The sequence below is a fragment of the Paraburkholderia sp. SEWSISQ10-3 4 genome (assembly GCF_030464785.1).
GTDB classification, from domain to species: Bacteria; Pseudomonadota; Gammaproteobacteria; order Burkholderiales; family Burkholderiaceae; genus Paraburkholderia; species Paraburkholderia aspalathi.
Genome location: NZ_JALPRI010000005.1, coordinates 75689 through 102648, shown reverse-complemented (window position 1 = coordinate 102648; position 26960 = coordinate 75689). Strand labels below are relative to the sequence as shown.

At 62.8% G+C, this 26960-nt stretch carries 26 protein-coding genes; 11 read left to right on the top strand and 15 right to left on the bottom strand.

Going from position 1 to position 26960, the window contains the following annotated elements; genetic code table 11:
- Positions 1-37: 37 nt before the first annotated feature.
- On the bottom strand, positions 38-958 hold the full coding sequence (locus M0D68_RS13805; RefSeq protein ID WP_266224550.1) for a LysR family transcriptional regulator: 921 nt from the start codon (positions 956-958) through the stop codon (positions 38-40).
- Positions 959-1389: 431 nt separating this feature from the next.
- On the opposite strand from M0D68_RS13805, the gene M0D68_RS13800 reads away from it, so the two are divergent.
- On the top strand, positions 1390-3099 hold the full coding sequence (locus M0D68_RS13800; RefSeq protein WP_093639513.1) for a bifunctional diguanylate cyclase/phosphodiesterase: 1710 nt from the start codon (positions 1390-1392) through the stop codon (positions 3097-3099).
- A gap of 167 nt (positions 3100-3266) precedes the next feature.
- Here the strand turns inward: M0D68_RS13800 and M0D68_RS13795 are convergent, their stop codons facing one another.
- The 14 genes from M0D68_RS13795 to upp form a co-directional block, all read right to left on the bottom strand.
- Positions 3267-3776 (bottom strand): phasin family protein, encoded by a 510-nt coding sequence (locus tag M0D68_RS13795; RefSeq protein WP_266224548.1) that lies wholly within the window; start codon positions 3774-3776, stop codon positions 3267-3269.
- 191 nt (positions 3777-3967) lie between these two features.
- Positions 3968-5065: a PHB depolymerase family esterase gene (locus M0D68_RS13790; RefSeq protein WP_266224547.1), complete on the bottom strand. Its 1098-nt coding sequence runs from the start codon at positions 5063-5065 to the stop codon at positions 3968-3970.
- Positions 5066-5171: 106 nt separating this feature from the next.
- Positions 5172-5597, bottom strand: a complete 426-nt coding sequence (locus M0D68_RS13785) for a CopG family transcriptional regulator (RefSeq protein WP_093639522.1) — start codon at positions 5595-5597, stop codon at positions 5172-5174.
- 457 nt (positions 5598-6054) lie between these two features.
- Positions 6055-6765 (bottom strand): hypothetical protein, encoded by a 711-nt coding sequence (locus tag M0D68_RS13780; RefSeq protein ID WP_266224545.1) that lies wholly within the window; start codon positions 6763-6765, stop codon positions 6055-6057.
- A 267-nt stretch (positions 6766-7032) separates the two neighbouring features.
- A complete protein-coding gene (gene rng, locus M0D68_RS13775; protein WP_093639528.1) occupies positions 7033-8502 on the bottom strand; it encodes a ribonuclease G in 1470 nt (489 codons plus the stop codon).
- 9 nt (positions 8503-8511) lie between these two features.
- The gene (locus M0D68_RS13770) at positions 8512-9141 is read right to left on the bottom strand and encodes a nucleoside triphosphate pyrophosphatase (protein WP_266224543.1); all 630 of its coding nucleotides are present in this window, start codon (positions 9139-9141) and stop codon (positions 8512-8514) included.
- A gap of 61 nt (positions 9142-9202) precedes the next feature.
- Positions 9203-9334, bottom strand: a complete 132-nt coding sequence (locus tag M0D68_RS13765; protein ID WP_266224541.1) for a hypothetical protein — start codon at positions 9332-9334, stop codon at positions 9203-9205.
- A gap of 29 nt (positions 9335-9363) precedes the next feature.
- On the bottom strand, positions 9364-9834 hold the full coding sequence (rlmH, locus tag M0D68_RS13760; RefSeq protein ID WP_093639533.1) for a 23S rRNA (pseudouridine(1915)-N(3))-methyltransferase RlmH: 471 nt from the start codon (positions 9832-9834) through the stop codon (positions 9364-9366).
- Between the two features lie 99 nt (positions 9835-9933).
- Positions 9934-10389, bottom strand: coding sequence for a ribosome silencing factor (gene rsfS / locus M0D68_RS13755; protein ID WP_200564433.1), 456 nt, complete (start codon positions 10387-10389; stop codon positions 9934-9936).
- 4 nt (positions 10390-10393) lie between these two features.
- On the bottom strand, positions 10394-11146 hold the full coding sequence (locus tag M0D68_RS13750; RefSeq protein WP_200620048.1) for a nicotinate-nucleotide adenylyltransferase: 753 nt from the start codon (positions 11144-11146) through the stop codon (positions 10394-10396).
- A 26-nt stretch (positions 11147-11172) separates the two neighbouring features.
- On the bottom strand, positions 11173-12096 hold the full coding sequence (gene hemF, locus M0D68_RS13745) for an oxygen-dependent coproporphyrinogen oxidase (RefSeq protein WP_093639540.1): 924 nt from the start codon (positions 12094-12096) through the stop codon (positions 11173-11175).
- 239 nt (positions 12097-12335) lie between these two features.
- A complete protein-coding gene (purD, locus tag M0D68_RS13740) occupies positions 12336-13634 on the bottom strand; it encodes a phosphoribosylamine--glycine ligase (RefSeq protein ID WP_211703253.1) in 1299 nt (432 codons plus the stop codon).
- A 239-nt stretch (positions 13635-13873) separates the two neighbouring features.
- Positions 13874-14602, bottom strand: coding sequence for a YebC/PmpR family DNA-binding transcriptional regulator (locus tag M0D68_RS13735; RefSeq protein ID WP_054035139.1), 729 nt, complete (start codon positions 14600-14602; stop codon positions 13874-13876).
- 441 nt (positions 14603-15043) lie between these two features.
- Positions 15044-15694 carry a uracil phosphoribosyltransferase gene (upp, locus tag M0D68_RS13730; RefSeq protein ID WP_012432337.1) on the bottom strand — a complete coding sequence of 217 codons (651 nt, stop codon included), beginning with the start codon at positions 15692-15694 and terminating at the stop codon, positions 15044-15046.
- Positions 15695-15930: 236 nt separating this feature from the next.
- Here upp and M0D68_RS13725 point away from each other — a divergent pair, with 236 nt between their 5' ends.
- From M0D68_RS13725 to kdpE, 10 genes are all read left to right on the top strand, one after another.
- Positions 15931-16713 (top strand): SDR family oxidoreductase, encoded by a 783-nt coding sequence (locus M0D68_RS13725; protein ID WP_200620050.1) that lies wholly within the window; start codon positions 15931-15933, stop codon positions 16711-16713.
- 76 nt (positions 16714-16789) lie between these two features.
- Positions 16790-17179, top strand: a complete 390-nt coding sequence (locus M0D68_RS13720; protein ID WP_093639549.1) for a methylglyoxal synthase — start codon at positions 16790-16792, stop codon at positions 17177-17179.
- 53 nt (positions 17180-17232) lie between these two features.
- The gene (locus M0D68_RS13715; RefSeq protein WP_200620068.1) at positions 17233-18207 is read left to right on the top strand and encodes a quinone oxidoreductase; all 975 of its coding nucleotides are present in this window, start codon (positions 17233-17235) and stop codon (positions 18205-18207) included.
- 171 nt (positions 18208-18378) lie between these two features.
- On the top strand, positions 18379-18492 hold the full coding sequence (locus tag M0D68_RS13710) for a potassium ABC transporter ATPase (protein ID WP_093639552.1): 114 nt from the start codon (positions 18379-18381) through the stop codon (positions 18490-18492).
- Positions 18489-18581 carry a K(+)-transporting ATPase subunit F gene (gene kdpF, locus M0D68_RS13705; RefSeq protein WP_007175651.1) on the top strand — a complete coding sequence of 31 codons (93 nt, stop codon included), beginning with the start codon at positions 18489-18491 and terminating at the stop codon, positions 18579-18581. Before M0D68_RS13710 ends, kdpF begins: the two co-directional genes overlap by 4 nt.
- Positions 18578-20383 carry a potassium-transporting ATPase subunit KdpA gene (gene kdpA / locus M0D68_RS13700; RefSeq protein ID WP_266224540.1) on the top strand — a complete coding sequence of 602 codons (1806 nt, stop codon included), beginning with the start codon at positions 18578-18580 and terminating at the stop codon, positions 20381-20383. Before kdpF ends, kdpA begins: the two co-directional genes overlap by 4 nt.
- 68 nt (positions 20384-20451) lie before the next feature.
- Positions 20452-22536: a potassium-transporting ATPase subunit KdpB gene (kdpB, locus tag M0D68_RS13695; RefSeq protein WP_054034985.1), complete on the top strand. Its 2085-nt coding sequence runs from the start codon at positions 20452-20454 to the stop codon at positions 22534-22536.
- Between the two features lie 30 nt (positions 22537-22566).
- A complete protein-coding gene (kdpC, locus tag M0D68_RS13690) occupies positions 22567-23145 on the top strand; it encodes a potassium-transporting ATPase subunit KdpC (protein ID WP_211703248.1) in 579 nt (192 codons plus the stop codon).
- Positions 23146-23291: 146 nt separating this feature from the next.
- Positions 23292-26126, top strand: a complete 2835-nt coding sequence (locus M0D68_RS13685) for a DUF4118 domain-containing protein (RefSeq protein WP_200620053.1) — start codon at positions 23292-23294, stop codon at positions 26124-26126.
- Positions 26119-26817, top strand: a complete 699-nt coding sequence (kdpE, locus tag M0D68_RS13680) for a two-component system response regulator KdpE (RefSeq protein ID WP_093639564.1) — start codon at positions 26119-26121, stop codon at positions 26815-26817. Before M0D68_RS13685 ends, kdpE begins: the two co-directional genes overlap by 8 nt.
- Positions 26818-26960 lie beyond the last annotated feature (143 nt).

Sequence of the window (26960 nt, the reverse complement as noted above, 5' to 3'; positions counted from 1 at the left end):
TGTCTGCTCGAAAGAGGTGCGCGCCCTTGGCGAATGCTTAGGAAGCCAGATCTTTCGCGACGTTGGCGATCAGCCTGCGTAACCAGATCGCGGCGACGCTGCGATGCGTGCGGTCATGCCAGAGTTGATAGTAGGTGAGCGCCTGTGGTTCGCCGGGAATCGGCTCGATCCGCAGCGGCAGCATCCTGATGTAGTGCGTGGCGAGCGCACGCGTGGTAGTGAACAGCAGATTGGATCGCGCTAAAACGTAGGGCGCCATGCCGAAGTAGGGTAGCGTCGTAGTGACGGTGCGCGACAGACCATTGCGCGCGAGTTCGACGTCGACCGTGCCCCACGACGTCGTGTTGTACGTCATCACCGCCAGATGTTCGGCCTCTTCGTAGACAGGCTTGCTAAGCCGTCCCGGTTTGATGGGATGACCGTTGCGCATCAGGCACACCAGTTCGTCCTTGCACAGCGGCTGCAAATGCAGATGCTCAGGTGGCGTGCGCCAGTTGCCGATCACCAGATCGAGAAAGCCGCTTTCCAGGCCGTGTTCATAGCCGCCGTCCACCATCATCAGATGCCGGAACTCGAGCTTTGCACCCGGCGCTTCGCGATGAAACGCATCGACCACGGCGGGGACGAAGAATGCATCGAGATAATCGGGCGAACCGATCCGAAAGGTCTGGCTGGTGGTGGCCGGATTGAACGACGAGGTGGGATGCAGAATGGCCGCGATACTGTTTAGCGCCTGCGCCGTGGGTTCGATCAGCGTGAGTGCGTGCGCGGTGAGAACCATCCGGCTGCCGCTGCGCACCAGCAGCGGATCGCCGGTCATGTCGCGCAGTTTGCGCAGCGCCACGCTGACGGTCGGCTGCGATTGTCCGAGCAGCGTTGCGGCGCGCGAGACGCTCGATTCGGTCAGTAGCGTGTGCAGCACCTTGAGAAGGTGCGAATCGATGACTTCCTTGGACATGAAAAACGGGACCCTGTTTCGTGCGGATCCATGCAGTGGGGCAGCGGTTTTTATCTAAGGATCGCGAGCGAAATATATCTACGGATATAACGATCGTCAATCCGGCGAAGCCCTGTGCGAAGGCGTCGAAGGCCGGCGCACGTTGAGTCATAGGGCGCGGAGTATCCCGGTAATAGCCAGCGCTTTATGATGCACGCGATGACGGGCGTGCCGCTGCCCGAATCGGGGAATACACCAAGGGAAACGATTGCCGCGAAGAACGTGCGGCTGGTGCGGTGGACCCGGCCAGGAAAGCCGCTATCATACGAACGTTACCCGGCGGATCGGACCGAAACCGCCGGGTTTGCCGGTTGCGCGGTGCGCGTCAGGAGAGACGCTCATCCGCTTTCCTCATTCGCTTTTAATATCCAGGAAATTCAAAGGCCGGCGCGATGCAAGTTCACCCCTACGCCGAGACGCGCACACGCGACGCCGCGCTTGCGGCGGCGCCTTACGGCATGTTCATCTGCACAGCCGACGGCACGTTCGACTCCGTCAACGCAGCTTTCGAGAAGCTGACCGGTTTTACCGCCGAAGAATTGATCGGCCGGCGCACTTTTGAGTCCCTGCTCGACCCGGCCGAACTCGCGAGGCGGCGCGCCGAATTGCCGCCGCTGTCGGCGCTAGGCTCACGCTATGAAGACGAATGGTCCTATGTGCGGCGCAACGGCACCCCGATTCGCGTGGTGTTCGCGCTGGCGCCGCTCGTCGCCGAGCCCGCACATCCCGGTGGTGTAGACACGGGCCCGGCCCGTTATGTCGGCATTGCCATCGACATGACGCGCTACGCGCAGTCCGAGGCGCGCCTGTGGTACGTCTCGCATCACGACGGCGTGACCCGCCTGCCCAATCAGACGCTTTTCACCGAACGCCTCGAGTTGACGATCGCGCGCTGCCAGCGCAACGGCGATGGCTTTACCGTGTTGATTGCCGAACTCGATCATTTGCGCAAACTGCGCGATGCGCTCGGTTTGCATGCGGCTGAACTGGTGTTGCAGATCGTCGGCGAACGGCTGCGCGGTCTCTTTCCCAACGACGGTACGATCGCCTCGATCGGCGGCACGCAATTCGCGCTGCTGATCAACGAAACCGGCGCGGCGGCCGATGCTTTCGCCGCTGAGGCGCTGGGCCGCATTGCCGAATCGATCGACTACGCGGGCACCGCGCTGAACATCACGGCGAGTATCGGCGTCGTCGCCTATCCTGCGGACGGCGCCGATGCCCCGACGCTGATGCGTCGCGCGGGCGTGGCGTTGTCGGCGGCTTCGGCGGTGAACGGCAATGCGGTGCGGCGCTTTTCCACCGCGCTCGAAGGCCAGGCGGCGCGTCGCTTCGAACTGGAGACGATGCTGCGCGAAGCGCTCGAGCGTCAGCAATTGCACCTCGTGTATCAGCCGCAGGTGACGCTTTCCAATGGCCGCATCGCGCAGGTGGAGACGCTGCTGCGCTGGAATCATCCGCAGCGTGGGCTGATCAGTCCGGTCGAGTTCGTACCGGTTGCTGAAGAGTCGGGCCTGATCGAGCAGATCGGCGAGTGGGTGATCCGTACCGCGTGCCGCGACGCCGGCAAATTGTTGCGGCTCACCGGCACCTTGCCGCGGGTCGCGGTGAACGTGTCCCCGCAGCAGTTCCAGCGGCACAATCTGTTCGAGACGATCCGCGAGGCGCTCGAAGATGCCGCGCTCGACCCTTCGTACCTTGAAGTGGAAATCACCGAGGGCGTGCTGCTGGGCGACACCGAGCTGGCATTGCAGACACTGCATGCGTTGCGCGAATTGGGCGTTGAAGTCGCGGTGGATGACTTCGGCACCGGCTATTCAAGCCTTGCTTATCTCACGCGCTTTCCGCTGAATCGTCTGAAAATCGATCGCTCGTTTGTGATGCGCATGAGTACCGATCCGCAGTGCGCGGCGCTCGTTGGCGCCATTATCGCCATGGCTCATGCGTTGAAATTGCGGGTGACGGCTGAAGGTGTGGAGACAGCCGAACAGGCCGCGCAACTGGAAGCGCTCGGTTGCGACGAGGCGCAGGGATTCTGGTTCTCGCGACCCATTACCATCGCGGCGTTGCGCAACTTGCTGAAGCCGTTGGGCACGGGTTGACGATCGGTGGTTGATGTCGGCATCCCGTTGCCAACTTGAAGTCGGTCGCGGTCCTTCAGTCGCCGCAGCGCGTCGTGCTTCGCGCAAGACGCGTGTCGCCAAAGCTAACCGGAAAAGAGAAAGGGGCCGAATGGCCCCTTTCGTCTGCTCGCGTTACGACACGAGACTTATTTTGCTGCGTCGTCTGCGGTGGTGAGCGCTGTGCCGGCCATACCGGATGCGCGCTTGATGCTGTCCTGCACCACATTGCTCGAATGAATCATCGAGGCCATCACGGATTGCATTGCCCCGAATGCGCTATCCGAGCTGAACGGCGTGGTTTGGCCGAAGCCCGAACCGAGTTGCGCCACATTTGCGCCGAACTCTTCGCGCAGTGATTCGCCTGCCTTGGTCAACGCCGCGGTGAACTGCGCGTCAATTTCCTTGACGTGCTGCGCGTACGACAAGGTGCGTTGCACGAGTTGCTGCTGCAAATCGGACACGCCGGCGAACGGCGCGGCGTTGAACTGGCCGGCCGACAATGCGCTCTTGCTTTCGGTGACGGATGCCTTCAGTGCCGCGAGATTGAGTTCGCCGAGCTTTTGCAGACATGCCAGCCCATCGAGCTGCAGGTTGGTGAAGATGTCGAAAGTGCGTTGGCCGAAGGCTGCGCTATGTTCGATCGCGGGGCTGTGCATAAGTGATCTCCAAAGTGACCCGGGGCAGGCGCCCAAAGGATTTCGGAGGCCAGGTCTCACACGAGACAGCAGGTCGACGCGGCGCAGTGATTTTGCTGCGCTGCAACATGAGCCATGTTATACCTTTGCGGCAGGATGTACAGCGTTTTCGTCAAAATGATTCATCAGTCGAATGGCGCTTACTGTGCGCCTTATGTACGCGGATGCGCGAGGAAGAAGCGCAGCATTTCGGCCGTCGCATCGGGGCCGGATGGGTCCGTGTACGAGCCGCGCTGACTGCCGCCGGCCCATGCGTGGCCCGCGCCATGGATCGACCAGTACTCCGCTTCGGCTCCGTTCGCCGCGACGAACCGTTGCACCGTGCAAGCGCGCTGGCCGCTCGCCGTGCCTGCGGCGTGCGACAGCGGTTTGAGTGTCGTGACGCCGCCATCGAAGCCCGCTAAGAGCGCGGTGGCGTTCGAGGGATGCACTGTCGTGTCCGCGTCGCCATGAAACACGATGAGCGGGCGTTGCGGTTCGACGCGTGAGCGGCTGCGATGCGCTTTGCCGCCTTTCATCGCGGCGAGCGCCGAAGGCAGATCCTTCGCGCTTCCGTAGGCGAGGCCGGAATGCACACAGGCCGCGGCGTACAGATCGGGCGAGGTTTTGAGCATGACGTCCGCCATGGCGCCACCTGCCGACAGACCCGCCACATACACCCGCGCCGGATCGACGCGATAACGCGCCATCACCTCACGCGTGATGCCCGCGATCAACGACGGTTCGCCCAGATCGCGCTGCTGGTCGGCCGGCTTGAACCAGTTCCAGCAGGTCGACGGATTGGCGGCTTGTGACTGATTCGGATACACAACGATGAAGCCATGACGCTCGGCCATTTCGTTCATGCGCGTGCCGGCTGCGAAGTCGTCGGCGTTTTGCGTGCAGCCGTGCAGCATCACGATGAGCGGCAACGGTTCGCTCTTGTAGACGGCGGGTACGTAGAGCTTGTACTGGCGTTGGCCCGCGCTGTTGCTGAAGGTGTGGGTGCTGAAGGTGCCGGGGGTGTCGGCGTCGAAAGTGCGCTCGGCAGGGGCGTGCGGTGCGGCGTTGGCGTGGGATTGCGGCTGCGTCCACGCTTGTGCCCATTCGTTGACACTCTGCGGCATGGGCGGAGTTTGCGCATTGCCGGCGTTGGCCTTGTTGCCTGCGAGTGCACGCTGGACCGCGGCGGTCGCTTCCTTCGGCCCCTTTGTGCGCAGCAGGTCGAAGGCTTCTTTCATCGACTTCAGGAAATCTTCATTCATTTTCATGATCGGCAGTGACTGCGTTGACTTACATTGCGCGTGACGGAGTCAGGCGATGAGTTTCACGGCCTCAGCATGGCTTCAACCAACGAACCAGCCATGCCGGGCACGCCTACCTGATGCGTCCGGCGAGCGCCGCCTTGACCGCGGGCGACGCGTGAAACGCGCCGAGCACCATCACCGATGCGATCGTGGCCGCCGCAAGTTCCGGCGGCACATCGGCTGCGATGCTGGCGAGGCCGAGCACGTGAATGTCCAGCCGCTCGTTGGCGGCTTGAGCGGCTTCGAGGTCCTGTTTCGAGAAGTGTTGCAGGCCGAGCACCAGCGCGCGCCGGGTCACCGTTTCCGTGACGACCTGCGCGTGGATGGCGAGCTGGTTGCGGATCGCTGTACGGATCAGGTCGGTGCGGTTCGAGTAAAAGCCTTCTTCGACGAGCAGGTCGATCTGGCCCAGGTCGATTGGGCCGAGATTGATGGTGATCTTTTCGGTCTCGCCGCCTTTGGGGCGGGAGGTGTCGATGAGTTTGAGGTTGGCCATTTCTATTCCGTTCGGCGTTCGTTCAACATCCATACGCCATCCAATTAACATCCAATGGGATGGTTATACGCGACTCGTTCGAACGGCGTCAATGAGGAAATTGAGGGCCGGGAGAGATGGGGGAACAGAAATCCGAGGCTGTTTGCGCGGCAGGCACCGTTTGCAGAAGGGCGTGAGCAAAACCTCAGCCCCCAACGACCCGCGGTGACTGCCGGCTTCGAAGTGACGTGCAGACTATTTCGCCTACTCAAGCAACGTCGACGAGCGGCTGCTTTTGTGGATCGGGTGGGCCTCTGAACGGCAGATCTCGGGGAAGCGGTTTTGCCGGCGGCTCCAGCGGCGGTTCTGGAGGCGTGCTCGAGATGGGCCCGATAGGCGAATCGTCCTTGGCCGGATTGAACCTGACTTGCATGGCAACCTCCATGTGTATCGGAACGTTCTAGGCGCTCAAAGGCGCTTATTTACTATGCCCCTTGCTGGTCCGGGACCCGTGCAGGTATTCCGTGGGCGGAAACCAGAAGAAGCATTGGTTTTGCTGGGTAGAAGGCATGCTGCGTATATCGATCGGTGCTGTTATTTTTATATCCTGGGTTTTCGGGAGGTCTGCCTTATTCAGACCGCCTAAATAGAAGATCGAGAAAGCGGCTGCGGTTAGCAGGGCCTCAACTACGACTAGGAGATTGATGTTGGAAATATTCTTCGCGCGTTCGTCGTTGATTTTTGCGTTGGTTTCCTGGCGCGCGAGATAATTTTCTATTAATAGTTTTTTAAGCTCGTCTGCCGATGTTATCCCTTGCGCCTGTGCCGCCTGTGCCGCCTGGGGCGATCTGGCTATCGTAGCGTCCCATCCGCGCTTGTATCTATCCAGCTCCGTCGACACTGGAAGGGTTTTGTACGTGTTTCTGTGGAAGAGCGAACCCACTGAGGATCTGAAAAAGTAAAACCCGGATAAAAACAGTAACGCAAAGGTGATCGCTAGAAGCATAAAAAACAAATAGTCTGCGAGACCATGCGTGTGCCCGATATCGACGTTAGTCAGCAGAAAACTAAGCGCGCCAATAATCGCAGTAACAAGCGTGAGGGATGACTGCAGTCGCGAGTCGATCTTGTCGCGTAAGTCGAGTTCGCGCCAGTGCTGGCTTTCGTAGAGATCTTCCGCGTTCAACATGCTGCGCCCCCTAAATCCGGCGAGTTATGACGTTCTTTCCAGGCGATCAAGCAGCAGTGCAACGTTCATTGTAGTGAGGGGTTTTCGGTTTTAAATGAACCAAAACCCGGAGAAAGTGCCGCGCCGGACGTTGAGTATCTGCGCGGAAGCTGGACGAACGTCGCGAGACTCCTTTAAGAAGTCTCGCGAGTGGAGGGGGTTAAATCATTGAGCCGGGAGGCTTCGATCAGGTGGGCTATGAGGCGCCACGGAGCGCCTCGAGCGACGTCACATCAACACGATGTCGTACTGCTCCTGGCTCAAATTAGACTCCACCTGCAACGACACGGGCTTGCCGATGAAATCGATCAGCATCGCCAGATGCTGCGATTCTTCCTCGAGGAAAAGATCGATTACCTGCTGCGACGCCACCACGCGAAACTCGCGCGGATTGAACTGCCGCGACTCGCGCAGAATCTCGCGCAGCACGTCGTAGCACACCGTGCGCGAGGTCTTGACCTGCCCCTTGCCCTGGCAAACCGGGCAGGGCTCGCACAGCACATGCGCCAACGATTCACGCGTGCGCTTGCGTGTCATCTCCACGAGTCCGAGTTGCGAGAAACCGTTCACGGTCACGCGCGTGCGATCGCGCGAGAGTGCCTTCTTCAACTCACCAAGCACCTGATCGCGATGCTCGATGTTCTCCATATCGATGAAGTCGATGATGATCACGCCGCCCAGATTGCGCAGCCGCAATTGCCGCGCGATGGTGTGCGCGGCTTCGAGGTTGGTCTTGAAGATCGTATCGTCGAAGTTGCGCGCGCCGACGTAGCCGCCGGTGTTCACGTCGATCGTGGTCATCGCTTCGGTCTGGTCGATCACCAGATAGCCGCCCGACTTCAGATCGACCCGGCGTGACAATGCGCGCTGGATTTCCGCCTCGATGTTGTACAGATCGAAGAGCGGCCGCTCGCCGGTGTAGTGATGCAGCTTCGACGACACCGCCGGCGTGAACTCCGCTGCGAAGTCCGCGAGCATCTGATAGGTCTCGCGCGAGTCGACCTGAATGCGCGAGGTCTCGTCGTTGACGAAATCGCGCAGCACACGTTGTGCGAGATTCAGGTCCTGATATAGCAGGCTGGTCGGCGGCATGCGCTGACCTTGCGAGATGATGGTCGCCCACGTCTTGCGCAGATACGCGACGTCTCCGGCCAATTCTTCGCTGGTTGCATCTTCAGCGATGGTGCGCACGATGTAGCCGCCCTTTTCGTCGGCGGGCAGCACGGCGGTCAAACGCGCACGCACGGCCTCGCGTTCGGCTTCGCTCTCGATCTTCTGCGAGATGCCGATGTGCGGCTCCTGCGGCAGATACACGAGCGTGCGCCCGGCGATACTCACTTGCGTGGACAGCCTTGCACCCTTGGTGCCGATGGGATCCTTCACGACCTGCACCATCAGCGTCTGACCTTCGAAGACGATTTTCTCGATGGGCTGATGCGGCGTTTGATGCTGCGGTTCGCCCGCAATGCGCGGATGCCAGATATCCGCTACGTGGAGGAACGCGGCGCGTTCCAGACCGATGTCGATGAAGGCGGATTGCATGCCCGGCAACACGCGGACGACTTTGCCGAGATAGACATTGCCGACGCGTCCTCGCGACAGCGTTCGTTCGACGTGAAGTTCCTGGACGGCGCCTTGCTGGACGAGCGCGACGCGCGTTTCCTGCGGCGTGACATTGATCAGGATTTCTTCATTCATGGTGTTATTTTAGAAGTCGATGCGCGCTGCACGCAGGAGGGCAGCGGTTTCAAAAAGCGGCAAACCCATGATACCTGAATAGGACCCGTCGATATGTTCGATAAACTCCGCGGCGCGTCCCTGCACGCCGTACGCGCCCGCCTTGCCGAGCGGCTCGCCGCTTGCGGCATAGCGGCGCACGGCGTCCGCTTGCAGTGCAGCAAAACGCACCTTCGATACCGATAGCGCGGCGGGCAGCAACCTGCCCTCCGCGTCGACCACCGCGATGGCCGTCAGCACTTCGTGATCGCGGCCCGCGAGACGCGTGAGCATCGCGACGGCATCGTCGGCATCGACGGGCTTGCCGAGGATCGCGTCGTCGATCGTGACGGTTGTGTCGGCAACCAGGATCGGCCGTGCCGCATGGCCGCCTGCCACGAGACGTGCGCGTGCTGCGTGCGCCTTCGCGATGCACACGCGCTGCACGTAGTCGCGCGCCCGCTCGCCGGGTAGCTCGACTTCGAGCGCTTCGGCATCTTCATCGGGACGCGGCAGGAGCAATTCAAAACGCACGCCGAGTTGTTGCAGCAACTCCTGGCGGCGCGGACTTTGGGAAGCGAGGTAAACGAATGGATGCAGCGAAGGGGCGGACGTGGGCATGAACAGGTCTCGATGAGGCGGGTTGCGTCAATGCGCGAGGCGCGCGCGATGAGCGTATCAGTCAGGCGACGACGAACGAGCCAAAGGACACGATGAAAAGCGCGTCGATCAGCGTATCGATGAACGCGCCTGCAAATGCGCCCACAAGCACGTCCACAAGCGCGTCAATCAGCGCAGGCAACAGGACCGGCAAACACGCGATCCGTCAGCCGCCTCGTTCGCTCACACGCGGTGATAGGGGTGATTTTGCGTGATGGTCCACGCGCGGTAAAGCTGTTCGGCGAGCAGCACGCGCACCATGGCGTGCGGCAGCGTCAGGCTGGAGACACGCAGCAGCATATCGGCGCGTGCTTTCAGATCGGGATCGAGCCCGTCGGCGCCGCCGATCAGAAACGCCACGTCGCGGCCGTCCTGCTGCCAGCCGGGGAGGGCGCCGGCGAGCTGCATCGTGGTCCAATCCTTGCCGCGTTCATCGAGCGCGACGATGCGCGCGTTCTTCGGCAACGCGGCTTCGATTTTCTGCCGCTCGGCCGCCATCACACTTTCGGCCGGACGCCCCGACGAACGCTGCTCGGGCTTGATCTCGCGCAGCTCGATACGCAGCTCGGGCGGCATGCGCTTCGCGTATTCGTCGAAGCCGGTGGCGATCCAGTCCGGCATCTTGTGGCCGACGGCGAGGATGTGCAGTTTCATGACGGATGTAATCGGGGGCGCAAGCGCTGCAATCGCTTCAATCGCGCACGCATGCTCTGACTTTGCGTCGCGGACTTCAGCGGTTTGCCCGCCGCGTACTTACTTGCGGCGTACCGGCGTCTTGCGTGCAGGCTTTTTGACAGCCGGCGCTTCGTCTTCTTCGTCCTCGTCATCCGGCTCGCTTGAGCGCGCGCCGCCGAACGGATCCGGCGTGGACAGCTTGAGGCGCACCGGCTTGTCGCCCCAGATTTCTTCGAGGTTGTAGTACTGGCGCAGCGCCGGTTGCAGGATGTGCACGATCGCGTCGCCGCAATCGACCAGCACCCATTCGCCGACGTCGTCACCTTCGGTGCTGATGACGTCGCCGCCGTTTTCCTTGACGCTCTCGCGCACGCTCGAAGCGAGCGCCTTGGTCTGGCGGTTCGAGGTGCCGGAGGCGACGATCACGCGATCGAACAGCGCGGTCAGGTGGCTGGTGTTGAACACCTTGATGTCTTGCGCTTTGACGTCTTCGAGAGCGTCGACAATCACGCGTTGCAGTTTGCGAATATCCATGGGGTTACCGGTGGTACAGATGATGTTGAAGAATATAGTCCCACACCGCAGTGGGGACATGGCTTGCGGCCCGGGCCTGGTTCCTGTCTTGCGGTTCGCCGCCTGCGAGGGCGAGCCGCTGGGTCACCTGTTCGCGCAGATGCGCGCGAATGTCGGTGGCCGAGACGTTGAACGCAAGCGTCGTATCGATCAGCAAGTGCCCGCAGGGGGTGGCTTGCAGAACGTCGGCGCGGGCACGGCGCGCGTCGATTTCTTTAGCGACCACGGGCGGAATCGATGCGAGGTCGAAACCGGGGCGCGTGGCCGCGCAGATGTGAGCAAACTCGAACAGGCGCCGCCAGTCGCGCCATGTGTCGAGATGCACCAGTTGATCCGCACCGATCAGAAGCGCAATCGACGCATTCGGACCTTCGCGTTCACGCCATAACTGCAGCGTGTTGATCGTGTATGTCGGACCGTCGTGTTCGATCTCGTCGGTCGCCACCCGCACGGTCACGCCCGGCAGCACCAACGCAGTGGCGGCGGCGCGGGTCATGGCCAGCCTGTGAACAGCCGCTGACACGTCTGTTTTCTGCCAGGGCTGTCCGGCCGGCAGCAGCACCAGCTCGGTCAGGTTCAGCACCTCGGCGAAACGCCGCGCGAGCGCGAGGTGGCCGTCGTGGATCGGATCGAAAGTGCCGCCGAGCAGTCCAATCCGGCGAGGCAGGGCGACAGGATGAGCGTTCGGCTTCAGGTGAAGATCCTTTGTCGTGGTCACGTGGTGTGCGGTGTGGGCTTAAAGCCTCACACCCACTCGCGCGGCACGAGAAAATCGGTGTAAAGACGCGCTTCCGGCGTGCCCGGTTCGGGATGCCAGTTGTAGCGCCAGTTCACCACAGGCGGCATCGACATCAGTATCGATTCGGTGCGTCCGCCGCTCTGCAGCCCAAACAGTGTGCCACGGTCGAAGACCAGATTGAACTCGACGTAGCGGCCGCGCCGGTATGCCTGGAAGTCGCGCTCGGCTTCGCCGTACGGAATGTTGCGGCGCTTTTCGATGATCGGCATGTACGCTTTGAGGAATCCTTCGCCGACGCTTTTCAGCATCGCGAACGATTGATCGAAGCCTGGCGCCGAGAAATCGTCGAAGAAAATCCCGCCGATGCCACGCGGTTCATTGCGGTGCTTGAGGAAGAAGTATTCGTCGCACCAACGCTTGAAACTCGGGTAGAGGTCGGCGCCATAAGGCTGCAGCGCGTCGCGGCACACCCGATGGAAATGCTGCGCGTCTTCCTCGTAGCCGTAGTACGGCGTCAGATCCATGCCGCCGCCGAACCAGAACACCGGCTCTTCGCCGGCCTTGGTCGCGATCAGCAGACGCACGTTCATATGCACGGTCGGGCAGTGCGGATTGTGCGGGTGCAGCACGAGCGAAACGCCCATGGCTTCGAAACCACGGCCGGCCAGTTGCGGGCGTGCGGCGCTTGCCGAACCCGGCAACGCGTCGCCTGCTACGTCCGAAAAGCCGATGCCGGCCCGCTCGAAGAAGTTGCCGCCTTCCAGAATCCGTGTGTAGCCGCCGCCGCGCAGCTTTTCGCCGGGGGCGCGCTGCCATGCGTCGGTCGCGAACGGCTTACCGTCGAACGCGCCGAGCGTGTCCGCGATATGCGTTTGCAGGCCTTGCAGCCAGCTGCGCACGGCCTGTGCGTCATAGCTCGAATCGGTCATGAATGCAGATGCAGAGGGCGGCACGCCTGTCGTGCCGCGGGTTCTTCGTGAAGGGCGAGCGCCGGGCCTTCGTCAGGATAGTCCCGCGAAGGCGCGGTGCTACGGTCGTTCGCGCCGGGTGAAATGCCGCTCAACCGGGGTGAGCCCACATGGAGCGGTGGGCGCCGTGATGACCGCGATGGCCGCGAAAACCCGCAGTGTAGCGCCGTTGGCGCCGCACGCGGGCGAGTGGGGCGGGCTTAGTGCTTGCCTTCGGTCTTGGCGTCGTGCTTGCGGTTCAATGCGCGGTAGCCGATGTCGCGGCGATATTGCATGCCGTCGAACGAAATCTGGTTGATCGTCTCGTACGCGACCGACTGTGCGCTGCGCACCGAATCCGCCAGACCGACCACACACAGCACGCGGCCGCCCGAGGTGGTCAGCTTGCCGTCCGACAGCGTCGTGCCGGCGTGGAACGTGACCGAATCGCCGGTTTCCGCCGGGATATCGCTAATCCGGTCACCCTTGCGCGGCGTGTCCGGATAGTTGTACGCGGCGAGCACCACGCCGAGCGCGGTACGGCGGTCCCATTCGAGTTCAATCGTATCGAGCGTGCCGGCGATGGCCTGTTCGACCACCTTCGAAAAGTCGCCTTTCAGACGCGCCATGATCGGCTGCGTTTCCGGGTCGCCCATCCGGCAGTTGAATTCGAGCGTCTTCGGGTTGCCTTGCGCGTCGATCATCAGGCCGGCGTACAGGAAGCCCGTGAAACGGATGCCTTCTTTCTCCATGCCGCGCACGGTCGGCTGGATGATTTCGCGCATCACGCGTGCATGCAGTTGCGGCGTGACGATCGGCGCGGGCGAATAGGCGCCCATGCCGCCAGTGTTCGGACCCTGGTCGGCGTCGAGCAGGCGCTTGTGATCCTGGCTCGAAGCAAGCGCCAGCACATGCTTACCGTCCACCATCACGATGAAGCTGGCTTCTTCGCCGGCGAGGAATTCCTCGATCACGACGCGCGCGCCGGCATCGCCCAGCTTGTTGTCCGACAGCATCATGTCGACGGCGGCGTGCGCTTCTTCCAGCGTTTGCGCAACCACGACGCCCTTGCCGGCGGCGAGGCCGTCGGCCTTGATCACGATCGGCGCGCCCTTGGCGTCCAGATACGCGTGCGCGGCGGCGACGTCGGCGAAGGTTTCGTACTCGGCGGTCGGGATCGCGTGGCGCTTCATGAACGCCTTGGCAAAATCTTTCGAGCTTTCGAGCTGCGCGGCTTCCTTGCTCGGCCCGAAAATCTTCAGACCGCGCGAGCGGAACAGATTGACGATGCCCGCGGCGAGCGGCCCTTCCGGTCCGACCAGCGTGAACGCGATCTGTTCTTTCTCGACGAAATCGGCGAGTTCGGCCGGATCGGTGATGTCGATATTGCGCAGACGCTCGTCCTGGGCGGTGCCGCCATTGCCGGGCGCAACGTAGACGAGCTGAACCCGCGGCGATTGCGCGAGCTTCCATGCCAGCGCATGTTCGCGACCGCCGGAACCGACGACGAGTAACTTCATGTGAATCCCCGAGACTTAAAAACCATAAACGGCTGAAGCATCACGCCCAGCCGTGGAAAAACAGCGAGGTTTGCAATGGGCCCGCAGCCAGGCAGCGGCGCAGGGCACATAGCGAACCCGGGTGGTGGCGGTGCGGAAGGCCCCAACCAACGCCCGCTCTGCAGCAACGCGAGTGCTAACCGGCGGCGCGGGCGTGTGGTTCGCTGCAGAGCCACGCGCCATGTGCCGCCGGGACACGCTCATTCGTCGGCGATCGCGGCGTTTGTATAGACTTCCTGCACGTCGTCCAGACTCTCCAGCGCGTCGAGCAGCTTCTGCATCTTCACCGCGTCGTCGCCCGTGAATTCGACTTCCGTCTGAGGTTTCATCGTCACCTCGGCCAACTCGGCCTTGAAGCCCGCGGCTTCGAGCGCGGTCTTCACCTTCGGGAAATCGTTCGGCGGGCACAGCACTTCGATACTGCCGTCTTCGTTCGTGACAACGTCTTCAGCGCCGGCTTCGAGCGCGGCTTCCATCAGCTTGTCTTCCGGCGTGCCGGGCGCGAACAGGAACTGGCCGACGTGATCGAACATGAACGACACCGAGCCGTCCGTGCCCATGTTGCCGCCGTTCTTCGAGAACGCGTGACGCACGTCCGCCACCGTACGGGTGCGGTTGTCGGTCATGGTGTCCACGATCACTGCCGCGCCGCCGATGCCATAGCCTTCGTAGCGGATTTCTTCGTAGTTTGCGCCATCGACACCGCCCACACCGCGCTGGATCGCACGGTTGACGTTATCTTTCGGCATGTTGGCGTCGTACGCCTTTTCGACGGCGAGCCGCAGACGCGGATTCGAGTCGATGTCGCCGCCACCCATGCGGGCCGCTACCTGAATTTCCTTGATGAGCCGCGTCCAGACCTTGCCGCGCTTGGCGTCTGCCGCTGCTTTTTTATGCTTGATGTTGGCCCATTTCGAATGACCCGCCATACTTTTCTCCGTCGCGCGCGCCAGTGGGGCGCACGCATAGTGCAATTGTCGTTGCGATGTCGGGCGCGCGGCGCTGCTGATTGCGGCCATGCGCCTCGATGTCAAACCGCTCGGCGCCGGACTGCCCGGTGTCAGGCTTTCCTCAGCTTGATCACGCCCGGCCGGACCCGGCTAGCGGGACCAAAGGTCGGCAGCGCGGTTGGGGCGGGGCAGGACGGTCAGCGGGCGGCTCAGCGGCGCCCCAGGTGCGCCGGTCCCGGCAGACCCGGCGTAAAGGCGTGATGCACCGCGTGGCAGTGCAAGTCGAGCCGCTCTTTGAGCGGATTCGAATTTTATCACGGCGCAGGGGTGCGGCAGAGGAGAGCGTAGTCGGAAATCAGGGGGGAACTGCGCGGTGGCGGCGCGTTGCGCGCGCCGCCCGCTGCTTTCTTCAATCCGCTGTCAGTTTTTCGTGCCGAACAGGCGGTCGCCGGCGTCGCCGAGACCCGGCACGATATACGCGTGTTCGTTCAGGTGCGAATCGAGCGACGCCACGTACAGCTTGACGTCCGGATGCGCGTCCTGGAACACCTGCACGCCTTCCGGCGCGGCCACCAGCGCGAGGAACATGATGTTCTCGCCGGCCACGTTGCGGCGCTTGAGCACGTCCACTGCGTGCACGGCCGAGTAGCCGGTCGCGACCATCGGATCGCACAGAATGAACACGCGGTCTTCCAGATCCGGTAGGCGCACCAGATACTCGACCGGGCGATGGTCTTCGGCGCGATACACGCCGATGTGGCCCACGCGCGCCGACGGCACCAGTTCCAGCAGGCCGTCCGACATGCCGATGCCGGCACGCAGCACCGGCACGATCGCCAGTTTCTTGCCGGCGATCACCGGTGCGTCGATCTCGACCAGCGGCGTGGTGAGGCGGCGCGTGGTCATTGGCAGATTGCGGGTGATCTCGTAGCCCATCAGCAGCGTGATCTCGCGCAGCAGTTCGCGGAACGTGCGAGTCGAGGTGTCCCGGTCGCGCATATGCGACAGCTTGTGCTGGATCAGCGGGTGATCGAGGATGAAAAGATTGGGAAAACGGCTGTCCTGGGTCATGGCGGGGGCGCAAGCGGCGGCTAGAGGGATCGGTTTGGCGCTCCGCACGGCCTGAAACCGGCAGGCGGGCGCGCCACGGCGCAAGTTTACCGAAAGAGTGGCGCCGGAAGATACCGGAGATTGCAGTGGCCCGGCGCAGTCCGGCACCGATTCTTCTAGAATCGGGGGATTCTTTGCCACGATTGGGCAACCGCGGGACCATCCCCGCGCCACGAGTACGTCATGAGGATAGGCACATGGACATGGGAATCGCAGGACGCACCGCGCTGGTTTGCGCGGCCAGCAAGGGTCTGGGGCGCGGCTGCGCGGAAGCGCTGGCAGCCGAAGGCGTCAACCTGACGATCGTCGCGCGCACGGCGGAGACGCTGGAGGCGACCGCCGCCGAGATTCGCAAGCAGAGCGGTGTCGAGGTAAAAACGGTGGCGTGCGACATCACCACCCCCGAAGGGCGCGCCGCGGCGCTCGCCGCCTGTCCGCAGCCGGATATTCTGGTCAACAACGCGGGCGGCCCGCCGCCGGGCGACTTCCGCAACTTCACGCACGAAGACTGGATTCGCGCGCTGGAGAGCAACATGCTGACGCCGATCGAGCTGATCCGCGCGACCATCGACGGGATGAGCGAGCGTGGCTTTGGGCGCATCGTCAACATCACGAGCTCGGCGGTCAAGGCGCCGATCGACGTGCTCGGTCTCTCTAACGGTGCGCGCTCGGGGCTGACCGGTTTCATTGCGGGACTGGCGCGCAGCAAGGTAGCCGCCTCGGGCGTGACGATCAACAGCCTGCTGCCGGGCCTGTTCGACACCGACCGCATCGCCACCACCTTTGCGGCGCAAGCCAACGCGCAACACATTTCCGTCGATGATGCGCGCAAGCAGCGCATGAAGACGATCCCCGCCGGCCGTTTCGGCACGCGCGAGGAATTTGGCCGCGCCTGTGCGTTCCTGTGCAGCGTGCATGCCGGCTACATCACCGGGCAGAACTGGCTGATGGACGGCGGCGCTTACCCCGGTACGTTCTGAGCGCGTACGTTCTGACGCACCAGCAGCACCTTCACTACAACAACGACAATCACAACGGTTTCAGGAGTCTTACGTCATGAGCACCCGCATCGCGCTGATCGCGCACGATCACAAGAAAGACGACATCGTCAAACTGGCCGGCGAATACGTCGATACGCTCAGGCGCTGCGAGATCGTCGCGACCGGTACGACCGGCACGCGCATTGGCGACGCGCATGGTCTCACGGTCGAGCGCATGTTGTCCGGCCCGCACGGCGGCGACCTGCAGATCGGCGCGCAGCTTGCGGAAGGGCGGGTGGACATGGTGATCTTCCTGCGCGACCCGATGACGCCGCAGCCGCACGAACCGGATATCAATGCGCTGGTGCGTGCCTGCGACGTTCACAACATTCCATGCGCCACCAATATTTCGACCGCGCGAATGATTCTCGACGTGCTGACCTTGCGACTCACGCAGCGGGTCTAGGCGAACGCGGTGGTGTTTCAAGATCGAACGAAACCACAAACCAGGGAGACATGATGGTCAAAGCAATCCGATTCGACAAAACCGGCGGCCCGGAGGTGATGAAATGGGTCGACGTCGAAGTGGGCGAGCCGGTCGCGGGCGAGATCCGCATCAAACAGACTGCGGTCGGGCTGAACTATATCGACGTGTATTTCCGCAAGGGCTTGTACCCACTGCCGTTGCCGGGTGGACTCGGGATGGAAGCGGCGGGTGAAGTCACGGCGGTCGGCCCTGGCGTGACCGGCTTCAAAACGGGCGATCGCGTAGCCTACGTGGCGCGCCCGCCTGGCGCATACGCCCAGGAGCGTGTGTTGCCGTCGGCGCTAGCCGTCAAGGTGCCGGACGCGTTGAGCGACGAGCAGGCAGCCTCCGTGATGCTGCAAGGGCTGACCGCGCAATACCTGCTGCGCCGCACGTATCCGGTGAAGGCCGGCGACACGATCCTGATTCAGGCCGCGGCCGGTGGCGTTGGCCTGCTGGTTTGCCAGTGGGCGAAGGCGCTCGGCGCCACGGTGATCGGCACGGTCGGTTCCGACGAGAAAGCCGAAATCGCCAAAGCACACGGTTGCGATCACCCCATCGTCTATACGCGCGAAAACTTCACCAAGCGCGTGCGCGAGATCACCAATGGCGCGGGGGTGCCGGTGGTGTACGACTCGATCGGCAACGACACATTTACGGCTTCGCTCGATTGCCTCGCACCGCTTGGCATGTTCGTGAGCTTCGGCAATGCCTCGGGACCGTTGCCGCCGATCGATTCGTCGGAATTCGCCGGACGCGGTTCGCTGTTCTTTACGCGCCCTACGCTCTTCACGTATATCGCCAAACGCAGCGATTACGAGGCGATGTCCTCGGAGCTGTTCGACGTACTGGTGTCGGGCAAGGTGAAGGCGAGCATCAATCAGCGCTATGCGCTGGCTGATGTCGGGCAGGCGCATGCGGATCTCGAAGGGCGCCGCACCACCGGTTCAACGGTTCTGCTGCCGTAAACGCGAAAGACCTCAAACCCATACCCAGCGGGTCAAGGCCGTTCCATCTCCCGATGGAACGGCCTTTTCCGTTTACGCGATTTTTACATCCCATCTCAGATCTTTGACCAGCCCTTTACGCGGATCGGCATAACGTTGCACCTATCCAAAGTCCGTGAATGGGGAATAGAAATGGATGTGCTGTATGTCGGGGGGATGGTGCTGTTTTTCGCGCTGACCTTTGGGTTGATTGCCGGCTGCGAGAAGTTGATGCAGTTCCGGCGTGGCCAGGGAGCTCGCTCATGACCTGGATTCTCTGGTTGTCTGGTGCGGCGACCGCGCTGCTGTTTGTGTACCTGGTCTATGCGCTGTTGCGCGCGGAGGACATTGAATGAACTCGAACAATGTCCTGCAAGCGGGTTTCTTCATCGTCGTGCTGCTGGCTGCCGCGGTGCCGATGTCCCGTTATCTGAGCAATGTGATGGACGGCAGCTCGCGCGTGGTCCACTTCGGCGGTCCTATCGAACGTTTGCTGTATCGCATCGCGGGCGTCGATCCGTCGGCGGAAATGGGCTGGAAGCACTACGCCATCGCCACGATCGCGTTCAACGCGCTCGGCACGCTGTTTCTTTACCTGTTGCTGCGCGTACAAGGCTGGTTGCCGGGCAACCCGCAGCAGTTCGGCCCGATGACGGTCGACGGCGCGTTCAATACAGCTGTCAGCTTCGTGACCAACACGAACTGGCAGGATTACACGCCTGAGCAAACCGTTGGCTATCTCGCGCAGATGCTCGGCTTCACCGTGCAGAATTTCTTCTCGGCCGCCACCGGCATCGTGGTGGTGATCGCGCTGATTCGCGGCTTTGCTCGTCACACTGCGCAAACCATCGGCAACTTCTGGGTCGACCTGACGCGCGTGACTCTCTACGTGTTGCTGCCGATGTCGGCGATCATCGCAGCGTTGCTGATGAGCCAGGGCGTGATCCAGAACTTCAAGTCGTATCAGGACGTGCCGACGTTGCAAACCACGACGTACGCCGCCCCGAAGCTCGATGCACAAGGCAATCCGGTGAAGGACGCCAAGGGCAATCCGGTGACGGTCGATACGCCGGTGAAGACGCAGACCATCGCGATGGGCCCGGTTGCTTCGCAGGAAGCGATCAAGATGCTCGGCACCAACGGTGGCGGCTTCTTTAACGGCAACTCGGCGCATCCGTACGAAAACCCGACGCCGTTCTCGAACTTCGTCCAGATCTTCTCGATCCTGATCATTCCGGCGGCATTGGCACTCGTATTCGGCCGCATGATCATGGACCGCAAGCAGGGCGTGGCCGTGCTCGCGGCAATGACGATCGCTTTCGGCGTATGCGTGTTCGGTGAAATCGGCGCGGAACAATCGGGTAATCCGGCGTTGACCGCGTTGCACGTCGATCAATCGGCGAATGCGATGCAGTCGGGCGGTAACGCGGAAGGCAAGGAAACGCGCTTCGGTATCGCGCAGTCGGGCATCTTCACGGTGGCGACCACGGCGGCTTCGTGCGGCGCGGTAGCGAATACGCACGACTCGCTGACGCCGATCGGCGGCCTCTATCCGATGCTGCTGATGCAACTCGGCGAAGTGATCTTCGGCGGCGTGGGTTCCGGTATGTACGGCATGCTCGTGTTCGCACTGCTGGCCGTGTTCGTGGCAGGCCTGATGATCGGCCGTACGCCTGAATACGTCGGCAAGAAGATCGAAGCGTACGAGATGAAGATGGTGTCGATCGTGGTGCTGCTCACGCCGCTGCTGGTGCTGGTGGGCACGTCGATCGCGGTGCTCAGCGACGCGGGCAAGGCCGGCATTCTGAACCCCGGCGCGCACGGCTTCTCCGAAATCCTCTACGCGTTCAGCTCGGCTGCGAATAACAACGGCAGCGCATTTGCCGGCCTGACGGTCAGCACGCCGTTCTACAACTGGCTCACGGCTATTGCGATGTGGTTCGGCCGCTTCGGCACGATCATTCCGGTGCTGGCAATTGCCGGTTCGCTGGCTTCGAAAAAGCGCATCGGTGTGACCGGCGGCACGCTGCCGACTCATGGCCCGCTGTTCGTCGTGCTGCTGCTCGGCACGGTGCTGCTGGTCGGCGCGCTGACTTATGTGCCTGCGCTTGCGCTCGGACCTGGTGTCGAACATCTGATGATGATGGGCGCCCATTGAGGCGGCCCATTGAGATGACACCAGCGACCAATGAGTGAACAGGCGCAAACGGGAAATTCGAGGATTCAATGACTGAACATAATGCAACCAGGTCCATGTTCGACCCGGCGCTGCTGCGCCCGGCGATCGTGGACTCCTTCAAGAAGCTCACGCCGCGCACGCAGTTCCGTAACCCGGTGATGTTCTGCGTGTACGTCGGCAGTATTCTGACGACCATTCTGTGGATCGCCGCGCTCGGCGGTCAGGCCGAGGCGCCCGCGGGCTTCATTCTCGCGGTCACCTTGTGGCTGTGGTTCACGGTGCTGTTCGCGAACTTCGCGGAAGCGCTTGCCGAAGGCCGCTCCAAGGCCCAGGCAGCGTCGCTGCGCAGCGCGAAGAAAGACGTGATGGCCAAGAAGCTCAACGAGCCGCATCCGAAGTCGCCGATCCGTATTCTGACGGCGTCCGATCTGCGTAAAGGCGACGTCGTGCTGGTCGAAACCGGCGACGTGATTCCGGCTGACGGCGAAGTGATCGACGGTGTTGCGTCGGTCGACGAATCGGCGATCACGGGTGAATCCGCACCGGTGATTCGCGAGTCGGGCGGCGATTTTTCGTCGGTGACGGGCGGCACGCGCGTGCTGTCGGACTGGATCGTCGTGCGTGTCACGGCCAATCCTGGCGAGGCCTTCCTCGACCGCATGATCGCGATGGTCGAAGGCGCGAAGCGTCAGAAGACGCCGAACGAAATCGCCCTGACGATTCTGCTGGTCGCGCTGACCATCGTGATGTTGCTGGCTACCGCCACGCTGCTGCCGTTCTCGATGTTTTCGGTCGAAGCTGCAAAAGCGGGTCACGTGGTCACGATTACCGCGCTGGTCGCGCTGCTGGTGTGTCTGATTCCGACCACCATCGGCGGGCTGTTGTCGGCGATCGGTGTGGCCGGTATGAGCCGCATGATGCAGGCCAACGTGATCGCCACCTCAGGCCGTGCTGTTGAAGCCGCAGGTGACGTCGACGTGCTGTTGCTCGACAAGACCGGCACGATCACGCTCGGTAACCGCCAGGCATCGCAGTTCGTGCCGGCGCCGGGCTTGACTGAAGAAGCACTGGCCGACGCTGCCCAGCTTTCGTCGCTCGCCGACGAAACGCCGGAAGGCCGCAGCATCGTCGTGCTGGCGAAGCAGCGCTTCAATATCCGTCAACGCGATATGGCTTCGCTGAAGGCAGAATTCCTCGCCTTCACCGCGCAAACGCGGATGAGCGGTGTCGATCTGCCGGGCCGTGAAATCCGCAAGGGCGCGGCCGACGCAGTGAAGAACTACGTCGAAGCAAACGGCGGCCGTTTCCCGAACGAAGTCAGCACGGCCGTGGCCGAAGTCGCACGCCGCGGCAGCACGCCGCTGGTGGTCGCCGAGAAAGGCGAGCAGGGCGCACGCGTGCTCGGCGTGATCGAGTTGAAGGACGTGGTGAAGGGCGGCATCAAGGAGCGCTTTGCCGAACTGCGCAAGATGGGTATCAAGACCATCATGGTGACGGGCGACAACCGCCTGACGGCAGCAGCGATCGCAGCAGAAGCAGGCGTCGACGATTTCCTCGCCGAAGCCACGCCGGAAGCGAAGCTCGCCACGATCCGCTCGCACCAGGCTGAAGGCCGTCTGGTGGCGATGACCGGCGACGGCACCAACGACGCCCCGGCGCTGGCACAGGCCGATGTCGCCGTGGCGATGAACACCGGCACGCAGGCAGCGAAAGAAGCCGGCAACATGGTCGACCTCGATTCGAATCCGACCAAGCTGATCGAGATCGTCGAAATCGGCAAACAGATGTTGATGACGCGCGGCTCGCTCACCACGTTCTCGATTGCGAACGACGTGGCGAAGTACTTCGCGATCATCCCGGCGGCGTTCGCGACCACGTATCCGGCACTGAACGCGCTGAACGTGATGCATCTGGCTACGCCGGCCTCGGCGATCATGTCCGCGGTGATTTTCAACGCGCTGATCATCGTGCTGTTGATTCCGCTGGCGCTCAAGGGCGTGCGTTATCGCGCGCTGGGTGCGGCGATTCTGCTGCGCCGCAATCTGCTGATCTATGGTTTGGGCGGGATCATCGTGCCGTTCATCGGCATCAAGCTGATCGATATGGTGCTGGCCGCGTTCGGCTGGGTTTGAGCAGCGGCTGTTTAAGAGGAATTACTCATCATGAAAAATCTGTTCCGTCCGTTAATCGTGATCTTCGCGGTGCTGACCGCGGTCACCGGCCTCGCTTATCCCGCCGTGATGACCGCGGTCGGTCAGGCGGCCTTCAACAACCAGGCCAACGGCAGCATGCTCGAGAAGGACGGCAAGGCGGTCGGCTCGAAGCTGATCGGCCAGCAGTTCGATGCGCCGCAGTACTTCTGGGGCCGTCTGTCGGCCACCAGCCCGATGCCGTACAACCCGCAGGGCTCGAGCGGTTCGAATCTCGGACCGACCAACCCGGCGCTGCTCGATGAGGTCAAAGGCCGCATCGACGCGTTGAAGGCTGCCGGCACGGATATGTCGAAGCCGGTGCCGGTCGATCTGGTGACGTCCTCGGGCAGCGGTCTCGATCCTGAGATCAGCCCGGCCGCTGCCGCATATCAGATCGAACGCGTCGCCAAAGCGCGCAAGCTCGCAGCCAACGATGTGCAGGCACTGGTCGATCGTTATACGAGCGGCCGCCAGTTCGGCATTTTCGGTGAACCGCGCGTGAACGTGCTGCAACTGAATCTGGCGCTCGATGAGATGAAACAAGGTTGAGCGTCGCTGACGTCGATACGCGTCGATGATGGCTATGATTCGAGGAGGCGGCGTCCATGCGGGGCCGCCTTCGCCATTTGCGGCGCGGCCGCTGCCGTGCCACCATGCAGGCACTATCGCTCGCCTTACTATGAAAACCATTGAGCATGAACCGCCCCGATCCTGATGAACTGCTCGACAAGCTGCAACGTGACGAAGAAAAGCGTCAGCGGGGCAGGCTGAAGATTTTCTTCGGCGCGTCGGCGGGCGTCGGCAAAACTTATGCGATGTTGCAGGCCGCGCGGCGCCGCGCCGATGAAGGCGCGGACGTGGTGGTCGGCATCGCCGAAACGCATGGCCGCAGCGAAACCGCTGCGCTGCTCGAAGGCCTCGACGTGCTGCCACTCGCGCATATCGAGTATCGCGGCCGCAAGCTCGGCGAGTTCGATCTCGACGCCGCGCTCGCCCGCAAGCCGCAACTGATTCTCGTTGACGAACTCGCGCATTCGAATGTGCAGGGCGCCCGGCATCTGAAGCGCTGGCAGGACGTCTACGAACTGCTCGATGCGGGCATCGACGTCTACACCACGGTCAATGTCCAGCACCTCGAAAGCCTGAACGACGTGGTCGGCCAGATCACCGGCATCCGCGTCTGGGAGACGGTGCCCGACCGCGTGTTCGATCGCGCTGACGAAGTCACGCTGGTCGACCTGCCCGCCGAAGAACTGCTCGACCGGATGCGCGACGGTAAGGTGTATTTGCCGCAGCAGGCCGAGCGCGCGGTGCGCAACTTCTTTCGCAAGGGCAACCTGATCGCGCTGCGCGAGCTGGCATTGCGCCGCACCGCCGACCGCGTCGATGCGCAGATGCGGGAATATCGCGCCGATCGTTCGATCCAGCGGATCTGGCAGGCGCGTGAGCGCTTGCTGGTGTGCGTCGGCCCTGGCCCGGAAGCACCGATGCTGGTGCGCGCGGCGGCGCGTCTCGCTGCCAGCCTGAAGGCCGACTGGATCGCCGTTTATGTGGAAACGCCCGCGCTGCAGCGCTTGCCCGACGCGCGCCGCGAACGCACGCTGAATGCCTTGAAGCTCGCCGCCGAACTCGGCGCTGAAACTGCGACGCTCGCTGGCACCGATGCGGTTGCGGCGCTGATCGGTTACGCGCAGGCTCGCAACGTCTCGAAGCTGGTGGCCGGCGCATCGGCGCGCACCGGTCTCAAGCGCTGGCTGCGCCGGCCGCTCGGTGAACGTATCGCCGAACGCGCGGGCGATCTCGATCTCACGCTGATTCGCGCGTCGTCGGAACGTGATGGCGCTGAACATCGGCGCTTACTGAACACTACCGCCAACGCGTGGCGCGAGGCGTTGAGCACGGCGCGCGAACGCCGTTCGCCGCCGCGCGCCTACGGCATCGCGCTGGCGATTTGTGCGGCCATTACGCTGCTGTCGAGCCAGTTGATCGACCATATCGATCTGACCAACCTCGTCATGCTGTATCTGCTCGGCGTGATCTTCACGGCCGTGAAGCTGGGGCGCGGGCCGGGCGTCGTGCTGTCGTTCATGAGCGTGGCTGCGTTCGATTTCTTCTTCGTGCCGCCGCGCATGTCGTTGTCGGTGTCCGATACGCAGTATCTGCTGACCTTCTTCGGCATGCTGCTGACGTCGCTCGTCATCAGCCATCTCACGTCGAGCTTGCGCCGCGAGGCGAGTGTTGCGCGGCGTCGGGAGCAACGCACCGGCGCGATGTATGCGATGGCGCGTGAGCTGGCGGCGGCGCTCACCATGGAGCAGATCGTCGGCATCGGCAGCCGGCACGTGAGCGAAGTGTTCGGCGCGCGCGTCGCGATTCTGTTGCCGGACAGCGCCGATCAGGTGAAGCAGAAGATCGAGGACCCGGACGCTACGATCACGCTCGAAGGCGAGATGCTCGATATCGACGTCGGCCAATGGGTCTACGACCAGCAGAAGCCTGCCGGACAAGGAACCGATACGCTGCCGGCTGCCGCCGCGCTGTATCTGCCGCTGAAGGCGCCGATGCGCACGCGTGGCGTGCTCGCCGTCGTGATGCGCGATGAGCGCGAGCTGGACGTGCCCGAGCAGCAGCGCATGCTCGACGCGTTCGCCGCGCAAATCGCGCTGGCCCTTGAGCGTGTGCACTACGTCGACATCGCACGCGATGCGCTCGTCAATATGGAATCGGAGCGTTTGCGCAATTCGCTGCTGTCGGCGATTTCGCACGACCTGCGTACGCCGTTGACGACGATCGTCGGCTTCTCGTCGATGCTGGCGCAATCGCGCGAGGCGCATCCTGATGCGCAACCGGGCGACGATCTCGTCGAAGCCATTCACGAAGAAGCGCTACGCATGACCGGCATCGTCACCAACCTGCTCGACATGGCGCGCTTGCAGGCCGGCAGCCTGCAGTTGAATCAGCAGTGGACGCTCCTCGAAGAAACGGTGGGCGCCGCGTTGCGGGCCTGCAAGCGCGTGCTGGCCAATCATCCCGTGCAGGTGAAGTTGCCTGCGGATTTGCCGTTGCTGCATCTCGATGCGGTGCTGATGGAGCGGCTCTTCTCGAACTTGTTCGAGAACGCGGCCAAATACACGTCGCCGGACACACCCCTGACAATCAGCGCGCAACGTCTCGACGCGGACGGCAAATCGTTCGTACGCGTCGCGGTCGACGATAACGGACCGGGTCTGCCGGCCGGCATGGAAGCGCGTGTATTCGAGAAATTCACGCGCGGCGAGAAAGAGTCGGCCAAGCCGGGCATCGGCCTTGGCCTCGCGATTTGCCGCGCAATCGTGGAAGCGCACGGCGGTACAATCGGCGCGCTCAATCGGATGTCCGCGGACGGCCGTGTCGAAGGCGCGCGCTTCTGGTTCACGCTGCCGGTGGAAACGCCGCCCGAGGCACCGGATGCGCTGGAAGACGAAGGCGCCGATGCCTTGCCGGACCACGATTTAACTCTTAACCCGCGTTCCAAGCCTAGCCATGAGTGACCCGAGCATCACAGTCGTCCTGATTGAAGACGAAAAGCAGATTCGCCGCTTCGTGCGAACCGCGCTGGAAGGCGAGGGCATCGTTGTGCACGACGCCGAGACCGGCAAGCAAGGTCTCGTCGAAGCCGCGACGCGTAAGCCCGATCTCGTCATCGTCGATCTCGGCCTGCCCGACACCGACGGTCTCGACGTGATTCGCGAGCTGCGTGGCTGGAGCGAGTTGCCGGTCATCGTGCTGTCGGCGCGCACCCAGGAAACCGAGAAAGTCGCCGCGCTCGATGCCGGTGCGGATGACTACCTCACCAAGCCGTTCGGCGTTTCGGAACTGCTGGCGCGGATCCGAGCGCATATGCGGAGGCGCAATCAGGGCGGCGCGAATGAATCGCCGGTGGTGCGCTTCGGCGCGGTGACGGTCGATCTGGCCTTGCGCCAGGTGAGCCGCGACGGCGTGGCCGTCCATCTCACGCCGATCGAATACCGCCTGCTCGCGACACTAGTGCGCCACGCCGGCCGCGTCTTGACGCACCGGCAATTGCTGCGCGACGTGTGGGGGCCGTCACATGTGGAGAGCCATCACTATTTGCGTATCTACATGGCGCATCTGCGCGGGAAACTGGAGCGCGACCCAGCGCAGCCGGAGCATATCGTGACGGAAACGGGCGTGGGATATCGGCTGGTGGGCGCGGTTTGAGCCTGCCCGAGGCGTCCGCCGCGGCCCTTGCGCGTCCTTGCGGCTTGTCGCCGCAGTAAGGCGGCGGCCTATTTTGATATAATTACAGTTCGTAAGGACGACCTTGCGCACTGCTACAAACGGGGACGGCCCCATCTGACCAT